The 20,234-nt window shown below is 60.9% G+C and carries 19 protein-coding genes and 1 tRNA gene; 8 read left to right on the forward strand and 12 right to left on the reverse strand.

Going from position 1 to position 20,234, the window contains the following annotated elements; genetic code table 11:
* Positions 1-210: 210 nt before the first annotated feature.
* Positions 211-384 (reverse strand): hypothetical protein, encoded by a 174-nt coding sequence (locus tag Q3C01_RS38120; protein WP_458150450.1) that lies wholly within the window; start codon positions 382-384, stop codon positions 211-213.
* A 1,065-nt stretch (positions 385-1,449) separates the two neighbouring features.
* Here Q3C01_RS38120 and Q3C01_RS38125 point away from each other — a divergent pair.
* Positions 1,450-1,704 (forward strand): hypothetical protein, encoded by a 255-nt coding sequence (locus Q3C01_RS38125; protein ID WP_458150451.1) that lies wholly within the window; start codon positions 1,450-1,452, stop codon positions 1,702-1,704.
* Positions 1,705-2,837: 1,133 nt separating this feature from the next.
* Here Q3C01_RS38125 and Q3C01_RS38130 read toward each other — a convergent pair.
* The 6 genes from Q3C01_RS38130 to Q3C01_RS38155 all read right to left on the reverse strand — a co-directional run bounded on the left by Q3C01_RS38130 (position 2,838) and on the right by Q3C01_RS38155 (position 9,502).
* Positions 2,838-3,710: a DMT family transporter gene (locus tag Q3C01_RS38130; protein WP_458150452.1), complete on the reverse strand. Its 873-nt coding sequence runs from the start codon at positions 3,708-3,710 to the stop codon at positions 2,838-2,840.
* A gap of 84 nt (positions 3,711-3,794) precedes the next feature.
* Complete coding sequence (locus Q3C01_RS38135; RefSeq protein ID WP_458150453.1) at positions 3,795-4,274, reverse strand: MaoC family dehydratase; 480 nt, start codon at positions 4,272-4,274, stop codon at positions 3,795-3,797.
* A gap of 11 nt (positions 4,275-4,285) precedes the next feature.
* Positions 4,286-5,455, reverse strand: a complete 1,170-nt coding sequence (locus Q3C01_RS38140; RefSeq protein ID WP_458150454.1) for an FAD-dependent oxidoreductase — start codon at positions 5,453-5,455, stop codon at positions 4,286-4,288.
* Positions 5,456-5,466: 11 nt separating this feature from the next.
* The gene (locus tag Q3C01_RS38145; protein ID WP_458150455.1) at positions 5,467-6,711 is read right to left on the reverse strand and encodes a flavin-containing monooxygenase; all 1,245 of its coding nucleotides are present in this window, start codon (positions 6,709-6,711) and stop codon (positions 5,467-5,469) included.
* Between the two features lie 32 nt (positions 6,712-6,743).
* Positions 6,744-7,310 (reverse strand): OsmC family protein, encoded by a 567-nt coding sequence (locus Q3C01_RS38150; RefSeq protein ID WP_458150456.1) that lies wholly within the window; start codon positions 7,308-7,310, stop codon positions 6,744-6,746.
* Positions 7,311-7,843: 533 nt separating this feature from the next.
* Positions 7,844-9,502: a winged helix-turn-helix domain-containing tetratricopeptide repeat protein gene (locus tag Q3C01_RS38155; RefSeq protein ID WP_458150457.1), complete on the reverse strand. Its 1,659-nt coding sequence runs from the start codon at positions 9,500-9,502 to the stop codon at positions 7,844-7,846.
* 320 nt (positions 9,503-9,822) lie between these two features.
* Here Q3C01_RS38155 and Q3C01_RS38160 point away from each other — a divergent pair, with 320 nt between their 5' ends.
* On the forward strand, positions 9,823-10,395 hold the full coding sequence (locus tag Q3C01_RS38160; protein WP_458150458.1) for a class I SAM-dependent methyltransferase: 573 nt from the start codon (positions 9,823-9,825) through the stop codon (positions 10,393-10,395).
* Here Q3C01_RS38160 and Q3C01_RS38165 read toward each other — a convergent pair.
* Positions 10,279-10,692, reverse strand: coding sequence for a globin family protein (locus tag Q3C01_RS38165; protein ID WP_458150459.1), 414 nt, complete (start codon positions 10,690-10,692; stop codon positions 10,279-10,281). The genes Q3C01_RS38160 and Q3C01_RS38165 overlap by 117 nt on opposite strands.
* A gap of 375 nt (positions 10,693-11,067) precedes the next feature.
* On the opposite strand from Q3C01_RS38165, the gene Q3C01_RS38170 reads away from it, so the two are divergent.
* Positions 11,068-11,910, forward strand: coding sequence for a DUF1194 domain-containing protein (locus tag Q3C01_RS38170; protein WP_458150491.1), 843 nt, complete (start codon positions 11,068-11,070; stop codon positions 11,908-11,910).
* Between the two features lie 144 nt (positions 11,911-12,054).
* The gene (locus Q3C01_RS38175) at positions 12,055-12,504 is read left to right on the forward strand and encodes a MaoC family dehydratase (protein ID WP_458150460.1); all 450 of its coding nucleotides are present in this window, start codon (positions 12,055-12,057) and stop codon (positions 12,502-12,504) included.
* Positions 12,505-12,707: 203 nt separating this feature from the next.
* Here the strand turns inward: Q3C01_RS38175 and Q3C01_RS38180 are convergent.
* From Q3C01_RS38180 to mnmA, 4 genes are all read right to left on the reverse strand, one after another.
* Positions 12,708-12,784: transfer RNA gene (locus Q3C01_RS38180), tRNA-Met, on the reverse strand.
* A gap of 188 nt (positions 12,785-12,972) precedes the next feature.
* Positions 12,973-13,338, reverse strand: coding sequence for a hypothetical protein (locus tag Q3C01_RS38185; RefSeq protein WP_458150461.1), 366 nt, complete (start codon positions 13,336-13,338; stop codon positions 12,973-12,975).
* Between the two features lie 46 nt (positions 13,339-13,384).
* Positions 13,385-14,023, reverse strand: a complete 639-nt coding sequence (locus tag Q3C01_RS38190; protein ID WP_458150462.1) for a class I SAM-dependent methyltransferase — start codon at positions 14,021-14,023, stop codon at positions 13,385-13,387.
* Positions 14,024-14,045: 22 nt separating this feature from the next.
* Positions 14,046-15,227 carry a tRNA 2-thiouridine(34) synthase MnmA gene (mnmA, locus tag Q3C01_RS38195; protein ID WP_458150463.1) on the reverse strand — a complete coding sequence of 394 codons (1,182 nt, stop codon included), beginning with the start codon at positions 15,225-15,227 and terminating at the stop codon, positions 14,046-14,048.
* Positions 15,228-15,590: 363 nt separating this feature from the next.
* Here mnmA and Q3C01_RS38200 point away from each other — a divergent pair, with 363 nt between their 5' ends.
* The 4 genes from Q3C01_RS38200 to fliF all read left to right on the forward strand — a co-directional run bounded on the left by Q3C01_RS38200 (position 15,591) and on the right by fliF (position 20,224).
* Complete coding sequence (locus Q3C01_RS38200) at positions 15,591-17,186, forward strand: flagellar hook-length control protein FliK (protein ID WP_458150464.1); 1,596 nt, start codon at positions 15,591-15,593, stop codon at positions 17,184-17,186.
* 12 nt (positions 17,187-17,198) lie between these two features.
* Positions 17,199-17,915 carry a flagellar hook assembly protein FlgD gene (locus Q3C01_RS38205; RefSeq protein ID WP_458150465.1) on the forward strand — a complete coding sequence of 239 codons (717 nt, stop codon included), beginning with the start codon at positions 17,199-17,201 and terminating at the stop codon, positions 17,913-17,915.
* 228 nt (positions 17,916-18,143) lie between these two features.
* Complete coding sequence (gene sciP, locus Q3C01_RS38210; RefSeq protein WP_002714638.1) at positions 18,144-18,419, forward strand: CtrA inhibitor SciP; 276 nt, start codon at positions 18,144-18,146, stop codon at positions 18,417-18,419.
* A 179-nt stretch (positions 18,420-18,598) separates the two neighbouring features.
* Positions 18,599-20,224 (forward strand): flagellar basal-body MS-ring/collar protein FliF, encoded by a 1,626-nt coding sequence (fliF, locus tag Q3C01_RS38215; RefSeq protein WP_458150467.1) that lies wholly within the window; start codon positions 18,599-18,601, stop codon positions 20,222-20,224.
* Positions 20,225-20,234 lie beyond the last annotated feature (10 nt).

The raw sequence follows: 20,234 nt of genomic DNA on the forward strand, positions 1-20,234 counted from the left end.
TTTCCTGCAAAATCGAATACTAATCAGGACCAATTCTGCTTATTTCTCAGACCGATCCGTATTCTTCACGGATGACTCTGGATAGAAGCCCCGAAGCTGGGCCTATTCTTTGCAGTCCACTCTGCCTGCAATTGAGAAACGAAATTCTGTAACAGTGAGGCTTTCAGCAAATTCTGCTGCGCTTTTACAATTCCCTCGCGCACCGGGGATCTAGTTTTGATGCTTCCGCCGTGCAGTCACATAGCCGTTTTCGTAGTGTTCGATCTCACGCACCTTGCGGGCATATGTCAGGTATTTGTTGATTAGATCATTGTCGTTGGGATTAAATCGGATTTGCTTTTCCATTGCGGCGAGATCTTCGCGCAGAGCGGCAGCGTCCAGCATAGTAGTCCCTCCTTCGCAGCGTACCAACGACGCCAATGGGAGCGGAGTTCCGCGCAGTCCCTCTGTTGAGCCAGCACCGATGCATGGAACCCTCCTGGCTGGTAGCCCGATAGGAGGTACTTCATTGCGATTGACAAGCTCAGTCCTATGTCACCGCACATTTAAGGAAGCCCGCCATTCGCGACGGGCTTAAGGCTAGGGAGGAAACGCGCCCATGAAGACGCGGAAAAAGCCTACGATGAATCGGGCCACTATTGTGTATCGCGATTGACACTGTGGACAACAAAGCGCTGCTGTCATTTACCGACATACGGCGCAGAGACACGCGGCCGTGCACGCGGCCCGCTCAGAGCAGTACGACGAACAGCACGAAGAACAATGGCCAATCCGAGCCTTGAACTGTTTGCATTTAAGAAGGGGTGTCCGGTAGTCCGGGCGGACGCAAGCCGATCCCCAGAGGGGAAGGCCGGTCGCGAAATGTCGCTTCGGAGGACGCGGGTCAAAGGCTCGAAGGCCCCACTCCGTTTGCTGCGATGCGGGCCGCTGATCTGTGTTAGGAAATCCATCCCCGATCGGGGTATTGTCCGCCTGTCGGCTAAGGGCGCATAATTCACACAGTTTGGGGTAGTCCGCGCGCGTTTCAGGCAGGCTACGCGCTCCTCTCAGAGGGAGACCGCAATGCCCCCGTTGGAATTGCCGCACTGGCTCATGATCGCCGGCACCGTACTGGTGATGGCCGGGCTGATAGGTCTTGGCTTTAGCCGAAACAAGCAAGTCGAAAGCGAACCTGCCAGTCTCCCGGGAGACCCCACCTCGTGGAGGGACGAGGGATCCGAGCCACCTGACCTCGATGCACCGGAGTCAAAAAGGCGGCCTCGACGCTAAACGATTCCTCCCCTTCGCGGGGCGCTACGGCTCGTGCATCGCTTCGTTGATCGAGCCCGTCCTTCAACGTCCTCAGCCGGTTTGATTAGGCCAAAATAGTCCATTCTCTGAGACTGGAGTAGTGCGTTAGAAATTGATTGCCGAGACACCGGGCCCCGGCTCGATATCCTGGCAGGACAAATGGATAAGCAGCGCCGACACGAAATTCAGAGCCTGGCTGACCGGCTAGATGCGATCGTTCAGGAAATGAATGATCTAGCCGACGAGGAGGAGTCTGCGTTTAGGTCGCGCCCCGCCGGCTCTCAGTTGAGCGTCTCTGGTCAGGACTCACAGGAGGCTTATGAGGCCCTTCGGCTGATAGCCGCTGCCATCGGCGGCGAGACACCAAGCCTTCGCGAAATCGGCGAGCCACGCCACAAATACCAACGTCGCTAGCGCACGATGCGCTCGCTTTGCGGTTGCGAGATCATCTGCGGCATTATTGAGATCAGAGTGCGGGGACGAACGACATGACGCAGAATATTTGTACAGACATGATCCGAAAGCTGATTGCCGTCTCAGTGATTCTAGGCAGTACCAGCGCCCAAGCGCAAAACTGCATGCAATATCCCCCCGGTCCTTTCCGCCGTCAGTGCGCCGAAGCAAACCATCCGCAGGTCGGTGCGAAGGTAGAACGGTGCAAAGAGGAGGGCCGAGGAATGGGTCTCAGTGGGGGTAAGGGTGATCCCGCCCTTAAGGAGTACGTGCAGGCGTGCATGCATCGTCGATAACTGCGAGCACGTGCCTACGACATTGCGTGATGCCGGCGAGTACATTGCCGTGCTGCCGCACGGCGGCGCCCTCGACTGGGACGGAGGCGAGTTCGCCGCAAGCGGGCGATGACCAAGGAACCGATATGGGCAATTTGTCGCACGCGCTGTCAAGTGACCTAATTAACATTCAGGCCGTTCTGTCATCCCGTAATCTGTTGCTGCGGGTCCTTGATGCGACACCTCCAGCCCTCCAGCCAGAGCCTCGCGCCATCCACCTGCACAGCCCCCGTCGAGCGCATCGGCGGGGGCTTCTCTACAAGGATTTAGGGATCACCTCGCTTGCCGAACTGGAGGCGGCTGCCAAGGAGCAAGACGGTCGAGGCGACGCATCTGCGTGTCGTTGACGGCGTTACAGCTCCGAGGGATCGTTACTTTTCACCTAGTCGTGTGTTGGATCCGCTCCCAGCGTGGGTCTAACCCGAGACCGGGTTGGCTCCCGCGGCGCTCGTGGTGCGAGAGGCCGTCTCGATCAGGTTTGATAGTCTGCTTAGGACCGATAAGCGGCGCCAAAGCGGACCTCCGCCAAGTACCGGGATGGGCAAGGAACGGAAGTCCTGGCTTTCCCTGCTCCATGTGCGGTCTGCCCCTGAGGCAAACGTCTGGGATCGAGGTGTCGTCTGGGATCAAGGTGTTATGTCGGCTGCGGGCCGAATGCTGAAGTCTCATTCGGTTTTTTGGTCAGCTGGGCGAGCGGCGGGGGCGGGATATCGGTTCCAAGCGCCTTTAGATCGGAGATTGAGCAGACTTGCGCGTATTTTATCTGCTACGGGATGCCGCGCGTTCTTGAGTGCCGAAGACCAGCGCAATTCCGCCGAGTATCGCAAGCGAAGATATGGAGAGGCGAAGGGAGATTGCTTCTCCTAGCACCAAGGCGCCTGCCAATGCCGCAATGACTGGAACGCTCAGCTGCACCGAGGCGCCTTGCGCGGGCGTAAGCGCCGGGAGCACCGCGTACCAGACCGTATAGCCAAGCCCGGACGCAACTGCGCCGGATAGGATTGCACAGCCGAGCCCGATGACGGTGATGTGCGTGCCAAACGAAAGGGCGCACAGGAAAAGACAGATGGCGATTGGAAGGGAACGCAGGAAATTGGCACCCGTCGCGCTAATGGGATCTGCAACGCCACGGCCGAGCAAGGAGTAAGCGCCCCACGCAACGCCGGCAGTCAGCATGAGGCAGGCGCCCGTTACAGAAGGCGCCGATGCACCGGGAGCTACGAGTGCCGCCAGTCCGGCGACCGCAATTGTCAGTCCGAACGACTGCAAGGCGGATAGACGTTCACCGCGAACGAGCCCATAGCCGACCATTGTAGTCTGAACCGCGCCAAACAAAAGGAGCGATCCCGTACCGGCTGGTAGGGAGACATATGCAAAGGAGAACGCGGCCGCATAAGCGAATAGCGCAACAGATGCTGGCCACGATCCCGCGGGCTGTTCAGGCTTCCGGCGAAGCGACAAGATGAGGCACAGTACGCACGCGCCTGACGCAAGCCGGACAAGGGTGAAGGTGGCAGGATCGATCGCGGCCTGAGATAGGGCTAACCTGCAAAGCACGGAATTTGCCGCAAACGCGGCCATCGCCAAACCGGTCAAGGCAATTGTCCCGATTGTGATGCGAGGCCGCGGCATTCGTCACTCACCTAAGCGAGACCGCAGGACCGATCGGCGCCGGTGTCATTGCAATCGTTGCATGAGTCCCGCACGACCGACCCGTCACCCGGCTACGGCACGCTTCGCCGGGCGAGCCACGCGCCGGGACAACGGCATCGTGTAGGTTATCGCGGTTCCGACCACGCAATCTTCTCCGCGTGCGTTGCGGACGACGGTCTCCAATTTGCAGATCGGCTTGTCGTCCCGGACGTGCTCGACTTTGATGCTTGCGGTAATCGTCTCTCCGACCCGTACGGCCTTGACGAAACGCCAGTTTGTTTCGAGAAATACCGTGCCCGGCCCCGGGAGATCTTCGGCAACGACGGCGTTCATGAGACCGGTCGTGACCCCGCCCTGTACGATAAGCCCGCCAAAGGGTGACGCAGTCGCCAGTTCCACGTCGTAATGGACAGGGTTCTTGTCACCCGTCATCTCGGTGAACATTTCGACATCGCGCATCGTGGTCGTGCGGCTCCTTTCAGCACGGCGACCTGGCACGGGTCGGCCGGCCAGCGTTCGGGTCCAGGGTGACTCGGTCGACATTTCTCGTGCTCCTATGCTGCGAGGGACGGTTGTTGAGACAAGTTCGCGATGTGATTAGCTTCCGCTTTCATTGCCGCGCTCAGATCGGCATGAAGCTGCTTGACTTCGTCGAAGTCCCACGAGAACGAGGCAATCGCATCGGTGGCGCGAATAAGCGGCAAGGACAGTTCGTCGCGCTCACGCTGGTAGCTCTCAAGGCCACGGATGCCGCCGTCCATGATCCCTCGCGACAGCAATTGCGCATCGCGCAGGGCGTCCGTGATTCCGTGCGCGGTCAGGGGGTCCTTAAAATAGCCGGCATCGCCGACCAGGGCCCACCCTGCACCATGACATTGTCGAAGGTAGCTCGTTGCGCCCGCAAAGCTCCGCAGGCGGCCAACCAGCGTGGCTCTGCCGACGTCGGCGCGCAGCTCGGGAAAGCTCGCTGCCAGCACCTGGAGGAAACCGCGCATCACATCGCCGCGAAACGTCGCGACAAATTGAGAAGCCGGAACCGCCGCGAAGACGCAGTGAGCAGCGTTCGTTGGAATCACTCCTGCCGCGGCATTCCTTGCGAAATGCCAATGCAGGCCGTCGCTGTTCAGGTCTGCAAAGTAGCCAAAAACGATGCCACAGGCATTGAAGCCTTCGACCAGTGTTTCTGAATTGACGAGCTGCGCAACGGTCGACTGGCGGCCGTCCGCACCGATGACGATATCCGAGCGGACGGTCATGCACGCACCGCTGCCATCTCTCAGTGAGGCGCCAATAACCCGGCCGTTCGATGCAAATTGCAACTCGGAAAGAGCGGTGCCATGGCGAACCGCCGCGCCGGCTTCGCGGGCCGCATCGGCGAGAAACGGATCGAGCACGGTGCGTCGCGGCGCCAACAGAAAATCGACGCCGTGATCCGGCTTGATATCCACTCGAACGATCTCGTCGCCATAGTGAAACGTGGTCGATCGAATCGCAGGCGTTCCCGCCGCTGCAAACTTCGGAATCAATCCCCATCGCTCGAGCTGCATAACCGCGGACCGCATCAGGGCGTGCGTCGACATCGTATCGGCGCCATAGGGCTGCCGATCGACCATCAGGACCTTGGCACCCGACCGGGCCAGCAGGAGGCCGGTGGCCGCGCCCGCGCAGCGTGCGCCGATAACTACTGCGTCATAATGTGAGTCGAGACCGTGGAGACCGTTCATGACAATTGCTCTCAGGCAGCAGCGCGATTGAGGTTCCGGCTCAGATGGGCGGCGAGATCCGCAGCATCGGCGCCCGCTCCGTCGATGAAAGACGATTTGCGCCGGCGCATGAATGGCAGGCCCATGACGTACATTCCCGGTGCAGAAACAATCCCGCCGTCGTGACGGATGCGTCCCTTGCGGTCGAGCACGGGGACGTCCAGCCAGGAGTAGTCGGGGCGATAGCCCGTCGCCCAGATCACCGTACCGATACCGGAACGGATTAAGTCCAGGCAGAGACTGGTTTCCGACCCGACATCCGTCGGCTCAAAACGATGAGGCGGGGCAAACAGCTGCGCCGGTCCGCTCGTGTTCACCCAATCATCGATGCTGGTGAGAAGACGGTTCATTTTCAGATCGGCCAGCGCGCAATGATTGGCGAGCGATCCCGAAAACTGCGCCTTGCCGTCACAAAGTCCGACAAGGCGACCCACGAGCTCGACGCCCGCCTTGCGCAGGCTATTGAGATCGACCGTGACGCGTTCAGGCGTTCCGATGAGCTGAAGCGACGGCAGTCGCCGCGCCCTTTCGATATCCTCCACCATGGTGTCGTACCGAACATCCATGGCACCGATGGCGTCCATCCACCACTGGATATCCCGTCCGCGATAGGTCCGCGGCAGCCGGACGTGCTCTCCGACGCAAAGTACGACTCTGCGGCCGGCCGCTCGGATCTCCCGGGCGAGCTGAATGCCGCTTGCTGAGGCGCCGACGATCATCACGCCGCCATTGGGCAGGAGATCGGGATTGGTGTATTGCAGCGGGGTGAGGCTCGTCACGGCGGCAGGCAAACCCGCAGCGAGCGACGGGATCGAGGCAAGGTTGCAGGCGCCGGTTGCGATCACGAGCTTGCGGCAGCGCCATGGACCGAGGTTGGTTTCGATCTCGTAACCTACCTCCTGCTGCCTTACCCGGGTGACGCGCGCTCCCGGCACAATTGGAGCACACGAAAGCCTGGCGTATCCCTGCAGGAAACTGACGACCTCCGACATCGTCATGAATCCGTCGGGATCATCACCGCGGTAGGCGTATCCTGGCAGTCGAGTTTGCCAGTTGGGCGTCAGAAGGCGAAGCGAGTTCCACCGCTCCGTCAGCCATGAGTTGGCTACTTCGCCGCGCTCAAGGACCACATGGTCGATCGAACGCGCGCTCAGATGCCAGCTCATGGCCAATCCGGATTGGCCGGCGCCGATAATGATGGCGGTCGCGAATTCCAAAGCACTCGCTCCTTTTTCTCCAACCGTCGTCCTCAGTTAACGGTCACGAAGACGTTCGTCGGATTGGTTACGATGTCGAATACGGCCGACCGCTTCTGCGATTGAGCTACCAACGCCTTGATGTCGTCTTCGCTCGCATCGGCGCGAATATCGAAGTGGACGCGGATGGCGCCGAAGCCATTGCGCACCTCGTCGTCGATGCCCAGGATTCCCTGAATATCCATGTCGGCCTCGAGCGACGCCCTGACCGAATGGAGCTGTATGCCGCGGCGCTGGGCAATCGCAGCAACACCCGCCGTGAGACAGCTCGCGAGCCCGGAAAGGACAAGCTCGACAGGAGTCGGAGCACTGTCTTCGGCGGCAAAGACCTGCGGGTGATCTGCCTCGACGGTGAACGTCTTGTCGCGGGACTGCTCGGCTCCGAGCCCAAAGAAACCGCCAATAGCAGAGCGGCTGTGCGTGCCATTCACCCATTCGCAGCTCGCTCGCCACTTGAACTGAGCCGCCTCAGGCGCTTGCTCAAGTGCCACACGGGCACCCAACAACGCCTCGACGTTGACGCCGTTATTGATTTTCGCGCTTGCACTCGTCGTCGTCATCTTGTTCTCCTCTGGTGACAAACCCGAAGTAAGATTCGTAAATCTTCCTCTCACTCGGGTCTTGCGGGCTTTGCGCTCGCCAAATATCAGATCGATTTACGCGCCTTTGCCGACGCATGCTTGAAGCCGGCATCCGGAATTTCTTTAGATGCCGTGGATTTTTTGCTGAGGCAGGCAAGGAGCAGCGGGGCGATCACGCAGCGCTCTCAATCGCGTGAAGATACGGGGTGAGAACAACTCGCTTCCAAGCAGCTGCGCTGCTTGCGATTTCGATCGATAGTTCGACTTCGAAACCCCGCGGCTCCTTCAAAAGGGGCCGCCTTCCTGGGACCCCGCCGTCTGCAACGCCCCTGACAATTGGTGTCGCCTTCGGGTCAGTGCCGACCTCCGCGATTCCTCGTCTGCTACGGGTCAAAGCCCAGATCGGCTGGAGTCTGCGCTAGGTCCGCTGAGGGACGTCATCGGACTTAAGCCAAGGCTCGTGATGCAGGCGGGACAGAGCAACACTCGACGTGGCTACGCGAGAGTGCGTCCTAAGCTCGGGGCTGCGAAATACCCGCATTACCTAGACCGCGAATGAAGCGATCGATAAGGTCCGGATCGTTGCAATAAAACAGTTGCTGACGAGCAGTTTCAGTAGTGTAGCCGGGCTTACGCCGAAGCAGCTCAGCAGCAACAGCTTCCGCTTGTGTCTTATCACCGAGAATGCCTAGTGAAGCGGCCAGTGGGGCGAACGCTTGATATGTGGCATTGCTTAGCCGAGTTGCCCGTCGTGCGAACTCGACTGCTATATCGTACTCGCCTAGGGAAAAGTGAGTCCAAGCGCGAACGTGATGGAAACTCCAAAGATGGCTGTCCCGTGGACTGAGCACAGTCGCGCGGTCGAGCAAGGTCTCAGCATCGGTCTCTCGGCCATGCCACAGCAAATTAAAGCCTTGCGCAAAATAGGCCTGGGCAAAACTCGGGTTTAGCTCCAAGGAAAGATCGAGAGCCGCCAGTGCTTCGTCATTGTGACGAGTTAGGCACAGGACCCGACCAAGGACGCACTGGCAAAAGCAATCAAGGTCGTCGAGGGCTACTGCCGTTTGCGCCTGCCGCAAAGCGGTTTCAAGTCGCGCTAAGCGGTCTTTTGGTTCGTCTAGAAAGGCACGTTGTATATTTACGTAGCTGAGAGCGCCGTGCCCGCGAGCAAAGTATGGATCTTCCGCGATGGCACGCTTGAAATACGTTTCAGCAGAATCAAATCCCGGAGTGGTAAAGCGCCACAAATTCCATAGGCCACGCTGGTAGCAGTCCCATGCGTCGAGGCTTTCGGGAGGCTTGCGAGCAGCTAGCTGCTGCTCGACCTTGGATAACTCGGGTTCGATCGTTGCAGCAATCTGCCTCGCCATCTCGTCTTGAATATCAAAAATGTACTCAAGCTGCAGATCATACTTGTCCGACCACACTTGCTGCCCGTCCGCTGCCCGGACTAACTCGGCCGTTATCCTCACCGTGTCGCGATTTTTTCGTACGCTGCCGAGGAGCACATACCTTACGCTCAGCTGTTCGCCTATCTCCCGCGCGTCGACCATCCGCCCTTGGAAGCCGATGGTTGAGTGTCGCGAAATGACCGACAGCCACCTGTTCCGAGCGAGGAGACGAATGATATCTTCCGTTAGACCGTAGCTAAAGTAATCGTTGTCGGGGTCATCAGACATGTTCCCGAACGGCATTACGGCGATCGATAAGCGCGCAATAGCCTCGGCCCTGACTGTTTCCGAGACGATATTGTCGAGGTTGGACACCTCGGTCGCGACGGAAACAGTGGTGGATTTGCTTTCCGAACCGACGCTTCGCTCGCTAGGACGCTGAGCGTTTTCACCATCCGCTTCCGACGCTGAGACTATTTGAACGTGTCCGACGAATCGGAAGCCACGCTTGTGTTGTGTACGAATGAGCGACTGGTCGTTGCCGTTATCACCAAGCGCCCGCCTGGCTGCGTTAACTCGGCTGCTGAGCGCTGCTTCGGAAATGATTCGACCGTGCCAAATGGTTTCAATCAACTCATCCTTACTTACAATCCGATCATGATTACGCACCAGATGAACAATAAGGTCGAAGACCTGAGGTTCGATATGAATGAACTCGCCACGCCTGCGCAACTCCTGCTGGCTGAGGTCGATCTCGAACTCGGCGAACTGGTACTTCAATACTGCCTCCGGCTCTGGCGATGACGCGATCCCAATGGATCGCTCTTTGGCGCAACAGATTGCTGGAAAGCCCATTGGAGGAAACCAAGCAATTCGAGCGTCGCAGAAGAAGACTTTGCCGGCAACGACGTTGTTGCCGCCCTCGAGCCAAGCGGGAAACCCTGCCTTACCAAGGTGGCGTCCGCTAAGAGCCAAAACCAGACCTAGGTGATTGGCGTCAAATAACGTAGTGCATTTACAGCTTGGTTCAAAGCTGCGCATCATCGGGTTTGAGAAAGCGCGTGCTCCAAGACGCCGGATTCGTGGACGGGGGTAACGTCATGCCGGAGCAATCCGATCCCTATGTGTTGGGTGGGACGCAAACCGAGCAGGAGCGGCTGGTCGCACAGGCCGCAGAATTTGAGCCTCAATCGCGCTGGCTTCTCGACCAGATGGACATCCGACCGGGTTGGCGCGCCTTGGATGTTGGCTGCGGCCCAATTGGCATTGTGAATCTCTTATCCGAACGGGTGGGCGCGGAAGGATCAGTCGTTGGGCTGGAGCGCGAGCAGCGGTTCGTCGCGATGGCGCGCTCCGAAATCGCCCGACGCGGCTTGCAGAATGTGGAGGTCGTGCAAGCCGACGCTATGAACACCGGTTTGCAGAGGTCCTCTTTCGATTTCGTGCACGAGCGCCTTGTGACGATTAACGTTCCTGCACGCGAGGCGGTTGGCACAGGGCTTCCAAAAATCCCCGTGCCAGATTTAGATTGCCTGCGCGGTCGTGGTCACGTTCTCTCACGATGCGGCTGCCGCATTACGCATAACGCCGGACACAGTGCTGTAGGCCACCAGCCAGGCGGACTTCGCTGCGGGTGTCCAAGCCTCTTTCAACCCTTGTTCCAGTGTCCATAGCAAGGCTGAGCCAACCGTCTCGTAATGCCGATCCTCTACGCCATACCGAACATGGTTCCGCCCGAGGATCTCTAGCGTTGGTATCAAGGACGGCAAGTCATCGACACTATTGATCACGGCGTTCAATGCTTGGACCAGCTTTCGGCGCTGCTCTTTCATATCTGCATTCTTGAACAATCGCTGCAGCGATGGATCGAGCGTAAACAGTCTCTCATAGAACAGGCCAGCTGCGACATCGCTGATCGGAATGATCTTTGTCCAGGTCGTCTTGAGAAGTTCTTTGGTTTCAGGAGACATGAAGACACCTTCCTATCTGATCAAACAATCTGGTCGGAACGCTGCAATTATGTGCTGGGCTAACGCGCCAAGGTTCGATAACGACACAATGATTTGTTGAGATCAGTACGTTCTCTTATTGAGAACGACCCCAAGAGGAGCAGCAGCGGGTCGCAGTTCATCCGGCGTCATTTGCGTCGATTTTGCACGCGGCGCCAGCCAAGGCATGCAGGCCGTCTTTCCTAGCTGCGGCTCGCTATTCGCACGACATTGAAGATAGCCGAGTCCAAACGTAGGCCGTCTCGATTGCGGCGGACGTGGACGCCAATTGCATGTTTCCGCTTTTCACGGGGCGCTTCGGGTGTCACCATGCTTCTGAACGACGGGAGGGCCGCCATGCGCTGCTGTGTCTCGGTCGGAGCGTTGTTTCTTGCGGGGGCGATAATCGGCGGTGACGCGGCTGGCATTGTCGGGCCGAGCCCGAAACCTCGATTCGCCGATACCAAGCAAAATGTGCCATCCGTCAATGTCGAGCTCGTTATCGCCGTCGACATCTCCTATTCGATGGATATGGACGAACTTGCCATTCAGCGTGAGGGCTATGCGCGAGCCATCGTTTCGAATGAGTTTCTTCAGGCGCTGGGGGCCATTCCGGGCAGCAAGGTGGCCGTAACCTATTTCGAGTGGTCGATGTCGGGCGACGAGAAGATCATCATCCCTTGGCGCGTGATCGATGGCCCAGAATCGGCGGCTGCGGTGGCCGCCGAGATCATGGAAACGCCGGTTCGCCGAGGTTCGAGTACCTCGATTTCCGGAGCGATTAATTTCGCACTGCAGTTGTTCGAAGAAAATCCGTTTCGCGGGTCGCGGCGCGTCATCGATATTTCCGGCGATGGGCCGAACAACGATGGAGCCCCTGTAACCGACGCGCGTGACGCTGCCCTGGAGAAAGGCATTATCATCAACGGCCTGCCGATCATGGTGAAGCAGCCATCCCTTTCGACGATCGATATCGAGAATCTCGATCTCTACTACGAGGACTGCGTGATCGGAGGGCCGGGCGCCTTCATCATGACGATCAAAGATCGCGAAAACTTCCAGGAGGCAATCCGGATCAAGCTTGTTCTCGAAGTCGCGGGCCTCACGCCGGAGAGCGGGATCGTGCCAGCCACCGCGAAAGAGCCCCGGGTGCCCTGTTTGATCGGCGAAAGAAAATCGCAGGAGCGCGGGCGGCGGTGAGTGTCCAGGCGATCGCAGAGGCGCCGGACGAACAAACTGCAGGCAACAATTATAATGGTCGCAGCCAGCGCTCACGAGTCCTGAACGACGTCTTAGCAATGCCTCTTGTTGAAGCGTGAAGGTACTGGTTGAAGGACAAATCCCATGACGACGATCGCGTGGTTTGATGATCTTGCCGTCGGAATGCAGTTCAAGTCGGGTGAAGCCCAGATCACCGCTCCGGAAATCAAACGGTTCGCGGCCGAATTTGACCCGCAGCCGATGCATCTGGATGAAGAAGCCGCCGGCAGGACCTTCTTCAAAGGCCTTGCGGCATCCGGATGGCATACGGCCTCGATTGCGATGAGGTTGCTGGTCGAAACTCGCCCTTTCGGTGATCATCCGATCATCGGGATTGGAGGCGGGGTGCGCTGGCTGGCCCCGGTGCGTCCTGGCGATGTCCTACGTCTGGAAGGCGAGGTCGAAAGCCTCACGCCATCGAAGAGCAAGCCGCATGGCACGGTGAACATGAAATGGACGATGTACAACCAGGATGGCCAGGCCGTTTATTCGTTCACTCCGATGACAATCGTTCCGCGCCGTCCAGATGTTTGAATCGTTGATGGCGCCACATCCTTGGGCTCCTTACCGGCCTTGTAGAATTCTTCCGCAATCCACGGACGTCGACCATAGGCGTGACGAGCCATCTTCAAGACCGTGTCCGATGTAGGGGACACAGGTCACGCCGCCGCAACGAAATACGGTCTGACCCATTGAAATCACTGGAGAATTTTGAGTATTGGGAGCTACCCAATCGATGGTAGCGGGGGAGGGACTCGAACCCCCGACCCCAGGATTATGATTCCCGTGCTCTAACCAGCTGAGCTACCCCGCCACAGGGCTCGCGGGGCCGAAACGGCCGGTCTCGCGAACGCGCGGCATATAAGGAAGGGGGCGGCGGGCTGTCAAGCAAAGTGGGCACCTCGCGGCGCCCTTTCCCGCATCAGACTCGCGGAGCGCCCTTCATCCCGAAATCCGCGCTGCCGCGGATTTCGACCCCGCGCGCGGGAGAGGTGAAAAAGCCTATTTCGGCCTCACATTGGGGTCGCCGCCAGGGCTGCCGGGGGGCGGGATGATCGGCGTCTTGCCGACATCCGGTGCAGGCGCACGCATTTCGGGGTCGACGCCTGTGGGCGGGCAGAGGACGCCGTCGGATTGCGCCAGCTTGTCACCGAGCGGTTCCCGCGCCTGGCCGGTGGTCTGGCCGTCGGGCTTCACGGTGCCGCGGGGCTGATCGCTCTGGGTCGGCGTGCAATCGCTGGCGCGTTGCGGAGGCGGCGGGGCGGTCGCCTGCGGCGGCGTCGCCGGGCTGGGCGGAGCCTGCGCGATTGCGCTCCCTGAGGCGGCGATCAGGAGGCTTGCAAGAATGAATTTTGATGTCGTGCGCATGTGATGCAAACGCACGGCGACATGCGCGTGTTCCAGTTAGCTGCGTTCACGATTTGCGGTAGCGGATCAGCGAAAAATGGCCCATCGGCGGCATCGGGCGCCGTTCGGCAAGCGTGATGCCGCCATGGCGCTTCTGCCAGGTGACGAGGCGGTCCCAAGGAAACTCGGGGCGCCAGCCAAGCCTTCGGGCAAGTGGCGCAAAGGCGAGCTCGAACAGTTTTCGCGGTCCGCTCTCGGCGCCGATGTGGTTGACGAGAATCAGTTCGCCGCCGGGTTTCAGCACACGCACGAACTCATCGAGCGTGCCTTCGGGATCTGGCACCGCGGTGATGACATATTGCGCGACCACCGCGTCAAAGAAGGAATTGGGGAATGCGAGATTCTTCGCATCCATCACGCTGAGCACCTCGACATTGCCGAGCTTTTCCGCGCGCACTCGTGCTTGCGCCTTGCGCAGCATCGGCTCGGAAATATCGACGCCGCAGATTTTCGTCGAGCGCGAATAATCCGACAGCGACAGGCCGGTGCCGACGCCGACGTCGAGGATCCGGCCGCCGATCTTGTCGGCCTCCGCGATGGTCGACTGGCGCCCTGCGTCGAACACCTTGCCGAAGACGAGATCGTAGACCGGCGCCCAGCGGCCATAGGCCTTCTCGACCCCGGCGCGCGAGATATCTGCTGCCATGCCCCCTGCCCTGTAAAGATTTTTAGCCGCGGACCGCTTCCGCGAGCGGCCGCGCCGCATCGCTTGCAACCTTCGCGGCTGCGCTCTGGATAAAACCGCCGCCGAGCACGCGCGCCTGTCCTGATGGCGCATCGTAAAATACGCAGGCCTGTCCCGGCGAGACGCCCTCTTCGCCTGCGACCAGCTCGACCTCGTAGTGGCCGTTGCCGCCGCGCAGCCAAGCCGGCTGCGGCGCGCGGGTCGAGCGCACGCGCACGAACATTTCGAGGCCGCCTCCGATGGCACGATCGATATCACCGTCGCCGATCCAGTTGACGTCGCGCAGCACGATGCGGTGCATCTTCAAGGCCTCGCGCGGGCCGACCACGACGCGGCGCGTCACAGCTTCGAGCCGCACCACGTAGAGCGGCGAACCGGAGGCAATGCCTAAGCCCCGGCGCTGGCCGACAGTGAAATTGGCGATGCCGTGATGCTGGCCGATGACGCGGCCATCGAGATCGACGATGTCGCCGGGCTCCATCGCATTGGGGCGCAACCGCGTGATGATGTCAGTGTAGCGCCCGGTCGGTACGAAGCAGATGTCCTGGCTGTCATGCTTGTCGGCAACGCTGAGACCGAAGCGGCGGGCGAGCTCGCGCGTCTCGGTCTTGGTCATGTCGCCGAGCGGGAAGCGTAAGTAGTCGAGCTGCTCGCGCGTGGTCGCGAACAGGAAATAACTCTGGTCGCGCTCGCCATCTGCCGCGCAGACAAGCGCGCGCGAACCGTCGGCGAGGCCGCGGGAGGCGACATAGTGACCGGTGGCAAGCGCCACGGCACCGAGCTCGCGCGCGGTCTTCAGGAGATCGCGGAACTTGACGGAGCGGTTGCATTCGATGCACGGCACCGGCGTTTCGCCGAGCGCGTAGCTATCGGCGAAATTGTCGATGACGGACTCGCGAAAGCGATCCTCGTAATCGAGCACGTAATGGGGAATGCCGAGCTTGGCGGCGACGTCGCGCGCGTCGTGGATGTCCTGGCCTGCACAGCAGGCGCCCTTGCGATGGGTCGCCGCGCCGTGATCGTAGAGCTGGAGCGTGATGCCAACAACGTCGTAGCCTTCGGCCTTTAGCAGCGCAGCCGTCGTCGAGGAGTCCACGCCGCCCGACATGGCGACGACGACCCTGGTGTCCTGCGGACGGCCTTCGAGATCCAGACTGTTGCGCATGGTTCCGGCTGTTGAATGCGACCTGCTGCGGACGTGTTCCGCTGGCCCCGCGTTGTTCGGCCGGGAAAGGGGCGGTCTCAGGGAACGGAAAGAGTTCCACGAGTCGGCTTGCCCGGTCGAAAGCGGCTGAGAGCTACCCTTTAATATAGGCCGTATTCCCTTGAAGCAATCGCAGGGGAGGCTTTCGCCTGGCGCTTAGGGCAATTCTTGCCGGGAGGCAGAAATGGGATGGGTTTCCGAGGCCTTCCCGGCACCACGCATCACGAAACAAGTATTTGATTGTATTGTAAAAAATGGCTACGAGCCGGACTGGCCCGCTCTTTGCAGACCACTTGTCCCGAGTTCATTTCAAGGGGCGTGTCCGTGGTCAACGTGACGTCAGATGTTGCCGCAAGCGTGTCGGTCCAGACGGCACCGCCAAAGCCTGCCCGCTCGCAGGGATCGACGGCGAACGACCAGTTCGGCGCGCTCGTCGACAGCAACGCCACGGCTGCCAGCAGCACGCCGACCTCGGACCCCGCATCGCGCCGCACCGACAGTGCATCCTCGTCATCCTCCGACAGGAGCACGCGCGACACTTCCTCGACCGATCCGTCGTCGGACAGCAAATCGACTAATACGACCGACAGTTCGACATCTGCAACGACCGACACGCCGGCCGATCCCACGAAGGCAACCGACAAGACCAAAGGCAAGTCGGACGCCTCAGGTACGAAATCGACCGAAAAATCCGACGACAGCAAGGGCGACAAGACCGAGGACGCTGACGGTCTCTCCGCCGCCATTCAGGCCGATCCCACGCAGGCAGCCACCGCGCCGACTGCAACGGCCGATCCGAACGCAGTCGTCGTGGCCCCCGTCGTGCCGGTCGATCCCAACCCGGCCGCCACCCAGGCGGCCAGCACTTCAAACTCGCCGCTGACGATCGCAGCCGCCGGCATCGCCGCGAGCGCCTCGACCGCGGCGCAGATCGCTGCGCCGGCCATCAAGACCGACGCAACCGGCAGCAAGACCGCCGCGACCACCGGTGCCAGCACCGCCGCAAAAGCCGCGCTGACCGACGCGACCGCCACCGCGACGGCCGATGCTTCGCCAACCGATCCGCAAACCCAGGGCGCTCTGACTGCCGTCGCCCAGGCGACGCCCAAGACCTCATTCAAGGCGGCCGCCACGACGCAGCAGAACACCGACGTTTCCGATCTCGGGCAGGACGCGAGCAAGACGAGCACGACCGGCACGACGCCCAACCAGGCGGTGACGGCCACGAACGCGGCCGCGCATCCGCAGGCCGGTAAGCCGCAGGTCGAGGGCAACACGACCGAGGCCAAGGCCGACGTATCAGACAAGAGCGCTGCGGCCGCAGCCGCCACGACATCGACGCACGACCACACGGCCAGCACTCAGTCGCTGACCAGCACGACGGACACCAGCGCCCAGGCCGCGGCCGCAGTGCAGGCTCCGCAGACCACGACGACCTCGGTCGCCGGCGCATCGACGGCGACCCTGACCGCGACTGCGGCCACCGCGACCGCGGTGCCAATCAGCGGCCTGCCGGTCACCATCGCCGCGGCCGCGCGCAGCGGCAAGACCCAGTTCGATGTCAGCCTCGATCCCGTCGAACTCGGCCGCATCGACGTGCGCATCAACGTCGACCGCAACGGCCAGGTCACCTCGCATCTCACCGTAGAGAAGCCGGAGACGCTGTCGATGCTGCGGCAGGACGCACCGCAATTGCAGCGCGCGCTCGACGATGCCGGCCTCAAGACCGGCAGCAATGGCCTGTCATTCAGCCTGCGCGACCAGAACTCTTCCGGGCAGAACTCGAGCAACAACAACGACAATGGCAGCAATGCCCGCCGGCTGATCATCAGTGACGAGGACACGGTTACAGCCGCGCCCGTGGGACGCGGCTATGGCCGTATGCTCGGATCGAGCAGCGGCGTCGACATCAGAGTGTGAGGAGTATTCGACATGACCACCACGAATGCCGCCACCGCCCCTTCCGTCGTCTCTGGCACGACGCAGACATCGTCATCGTCCTCCTCGTCGAGCTCGAGCCTGAGCTCGACCACGGGAACGACGCTCGCCGGCAACTTCCAGACCTTTTTGACGCTGCTGACGACGCAGCTGCAGAACCAGAACCCGCTCGATCCGCTCGACACCAACCAGTTCACCCAGCAACTGGTGCAGTTCGCCGGCGTCGAACAGCAGCTCAAGACCAACGATTCGCTGTCCCAGCTCGTCACCCTGCAACAGACCACGCAGGCAACGCAGGCGCTGGACTTCGTCGGCAAGACCGCCGTGGTCGACGGCACCACAGCGACCATGACGAACTCGTCGGCGACCTGGCACCTCAACGTGCCGTCCAGCGCCACGGTCGATATTTCGATCGCCAATTCCAGCGGCCAAACCGTGTTCACCGGCAAATATACGGCCGGCGCCGGCGCCGACATTCCCTTCACCTGGAACGGCCAAGGCAATGACGGCACGCAGTGGCCGGACGGCAAGTACACGATCTCGGCGACCGGCCAGGACGCTTCGGGCAACACTGTCGGCGTCGCCGCGCAGGTGCAGGGCACGGTGAATTCCGTCGACCTGACCCAGTCGCCGCCGCTGCTCTCGATCGACGGCAACAGCTACACGCTGAGCCAGGTGAAGAGCATCGTCGCGACCAGCACGAGCAACTAAGGCGGCGCTTCGCCTGACGCGCCGTGTTTGCGCGCTTCGTTCGTTAGTAAAGTATTTACGAAGACCCTCGCCCGGCCGGCTGAAACCGTGTTTTCAGCCCGCCGGGCCGATCGTGTTCCAGCCATTTTCAACGAGAATTGTATTGAAGCCTTAGGCTTAGCCAATTTTTAAGCCGACCGGCGTAGGGTTACGGCGTGAGTTCAGTGGTTGAGAGTTTGTGAGTACGCCATGACAGAACCCCATCGCCCGAGGGTGAAATACGTCATCGGGCCGGACGGCAGCCCTTTGACGATCGCGGACCTGCCTGCACCGGGAACCAAACGCTGGGTCATCCGACGCAAGGCCGAAGTCGTTGCCGCGGTCCGAGGAGGCCTCCTTTCCCTCGAGGAAGCCTGCAGCCGTTACACCCTGACGGTAGACGAATTCCTCTCCTGGCAGTTTTCCATTGACCAGCATGGTCTGGCCGGACTGCGCACCACGCGCATCCAGCAGTATCGCCAGTAAGCGATCTGGAAATTCGCCAAGTTTGACGCAAATCGGCCTCGCTCTGCGAGGCCGATTTTTTTCATGTCGCCACTTTTGTCCCATCTCTTAATCTTCGTTAACCATATCGAAACCATCACCTAGGCAATAATTGCCCAGTCGGCTTGCCGGTTGCAGGCCGAATCTGGCGGGGCGATTGCTTGCAAGGTCTGTTGGACTTCCTGAAAGGTATCGGCGCCGCCCGGTTCGGGGCCATGATCGCGGTCACCTTCGCGCTCATCGGCTTCTTTGCCTTCGTCATCATGCGCGTGACCACGCCGCAGATGACGACGCTGTTCACCGATCTCAGCGTCGAGGATTCCTCCAGCATTATCAAGGATCTGGAACGCCAGGGCATCCAGTTCGAGCTGCGTAATGAAGGCAGCATCATCATGGTGCCCAAGGACAAGGTCACGCGGCTGCGCATGAAGCTTGCAGAAGGCGGCCTGCCCAAGGGTGGCGGCGTCGGCTACGAGGTGTTCGACAAGTCGGACGCACTCGGCACCACCAGCTTCGTCCAGAACATCAATCATCTGCGCGCGCTGGAGGGTGAGCTCGCCCGCACCATCCGCGCCATCGACCGTATCCAGGCCGCCCGCGTCCACCTCGTCCTGCCGGAGCGCCCGCTGTTCTCGCGCGAGGCGCCGGAGCCGTCAGCCTCGATCGTGGTGCGGGTCCGTGGCTCGCTGGAAGCGCAGCAGATCCGCGCCATCCGCCATCTTGTCGCCTCCGCCGTCAACGGGCTGAAACCGCAGCGCGTCTCGATCGTCGACGAATCCGGTCAGCTGCTCGCCGATGGTGCGGCGACCGACCCCGACCAGGCGCTCGGCGACGAGCGCCGCACCACGTTCGAGAAGCGGATGCGCAAGCAGGTCGAGGACATCGTCTCCTCGGTGGTCGGCTCGGGCCGTGCCCGGGTGCAGCTCTCCGCCGATTTCGACTTCAACAAGATCACCCAGACCTCCGACAAGTTCGATCCCGAAGGCCGCGTGTTGCGCTCAAGCCAGACCCGGGAAGAGAGCAGTCTCACGGCCGACAATAACGGCCAGGTCACCGTCAACAACGAGCTGCCTGGCAATTCATCGGGCGGCACGGCGGTCGCGGCCCGTGATCAGAGCAAGAAGACCGAAGAAACCAATAACTACGAGATCTCCCGCACCACCAAGACCGAGGTGACCGAGGCCGGCCGCGTCAACCGCATCTCGGTCGCGGTGCTGGTCGACGGCATCTACTCCAAGAACGAGAAGGGCGATCTGGTCTATCAGGACCGCACCAAAGAGCAGCTCGACCGCATCGCCACGCTGGTGCGCTCGGCGATCGGCTTCGACCAGAAGCGCGGCGACCAGGTCGAGGTCGTCAACCTGCGCTTTGCGGATGCGCCGTCGACCGCCCCGATCGCCGAGCCATCGGGCTTCCTCGGCATGCTGCAGTTCACCAAGGACGACGTGATGTACTTCGTCGAGCTCGGCGTGATGATGCTGCTCGGCCTCGTCGTGATGTTCATGGTGATCCGGCCGCTGGTGAAGCGGATCCTCGCCTCCGACGAGGTCGCAGCCTTGACCAGCGCGCTGAGCGCCCCTGCGCTGACCGACGAATCCACTTCCGCCTCGGGCGGCGGCCACGCGCTGGTCCCGAGCGGCAATGCCACGGCGAGCGCGATCGACGTCGCCACCATCCAGGGCCAGGTCCACGCCCAGTCCGTTCATCGCGTCGGCGAGCTCGCCGAGCGCAACCCCAATGAAACCGTCGCCATCATCCGCCAATGGCTGAGCGAACCCGCGAAATGATGAAGTGAAC

It is taken from the genome of Bradyrhizobium sp. UFLA05-109 (genome assembly GCF_054185165.1).

Bases quoted from the DNA above. Each gene is read 5' to 3' on its own strand.
- Q3C01_RS38160 (WP_458150458.1), top strand. From the start codon at position 9,823: ATGCCGGAGCAATCCGATCCCTATGTGTTGGGTGGGACGCAAACCGAG.
- mnmA (WP_458150463.1), bottom strand. From the start codon at position 15,227: ATGCGCAACAGTCTGGATCTCGAAGGCCGTCCGCAGGACACCAGGGTC.
- Q3C01_RS38135 (WP_458150453.1), bottom strand. From the start codon at position 4,274: ATGTCGACCGAGTCACCCTGGACCCGAACGCTGGCCGGCCGACCCGTG.
- Q3C01_RS38185 (WP_458150461.1), bottom strand. From the start codon at position 13,338: ATGCGCACGACATCAAAATTCATTCTTGCAAGCCTCCTGATCGCCGCC.
- Q3C01_RS38165 (WP_458150459.1), bottom strand. From the start codon at position 10,692: ATGTCTCCTGAAACCAAAGAACTTCTCAAGACGACCTGGACAAAGATC.
- Q3C01_RS38205 (WP_458150465.1), top strand. From the start codon at position 17,199: ATGACCACCACGAATGCCGCCACCGCCCCTTCCGTCGTCTCTGGCACG.
- Q3C01_RS38130 (WP_458150452.1), bottom strand. From the start codon at position 3,710: ATGCCGCGGCCTCGCATCACAATCGGGACAATTGCCTTGACCGGTTTG.
- Q3C01_RS38150 (WP_458150456.1), bottom strand. From the start codon at position 7,310: ATGACGACGACGAGTGCAAGCGCGAAAATCAATAACGGCGTCAACGTC.
- Q3C01_RS38140 (WP_458150454.1), bottom strand. From the start codon at position 5,455: ATGAACGGTCTCCACGGTCTCGACTCACATTATGACGCAGTAGTTATC.
- Q3C01_RS38175 (WP_458150460.1), top strand. From the start codon at position 12,055: ATGACGACGATCGCGTGGTTTGATGATCTTGCCGTCGGAATGCAGTTC.
- Q3C01_RS38170 (WP_458150491.1), top strand. From the start codon at position 11,068: ATGCGCTGCTGTGTCTCGGTCGGAGCGTTGTTTCTTGCGGGGGCGATA.
- sciP (WP_002714638.1), top strand. From the start codon at position 18,144: ATGACAGAACCCCATCGCCCGAGGGTGAAATACGTCATCGGGCCGGAC.
- Q3C01_RS38190 (WP_458150462.1), bottom strand. From the start codon at position 14,023: ATGGCAGCAGATATCTCGCGCGCCGGGGTCGAGAAGGCCTATGGCCGC.
- Q3C01_RS38125 (WP_458150451.1), top strand. From the start codon at position 1,450: ATGGATAAGCAGCGCCGACACGAAATTCAGAGCCTGGCTGACCGGCTA.
- Q3C01_RS38120 (WP_458150450.1), bottom strand. From the start codon at position 384: ATGCTGGACGCTGCCGCTCTGCGCGAAGATCTCGCCGCAATGGAAAAG.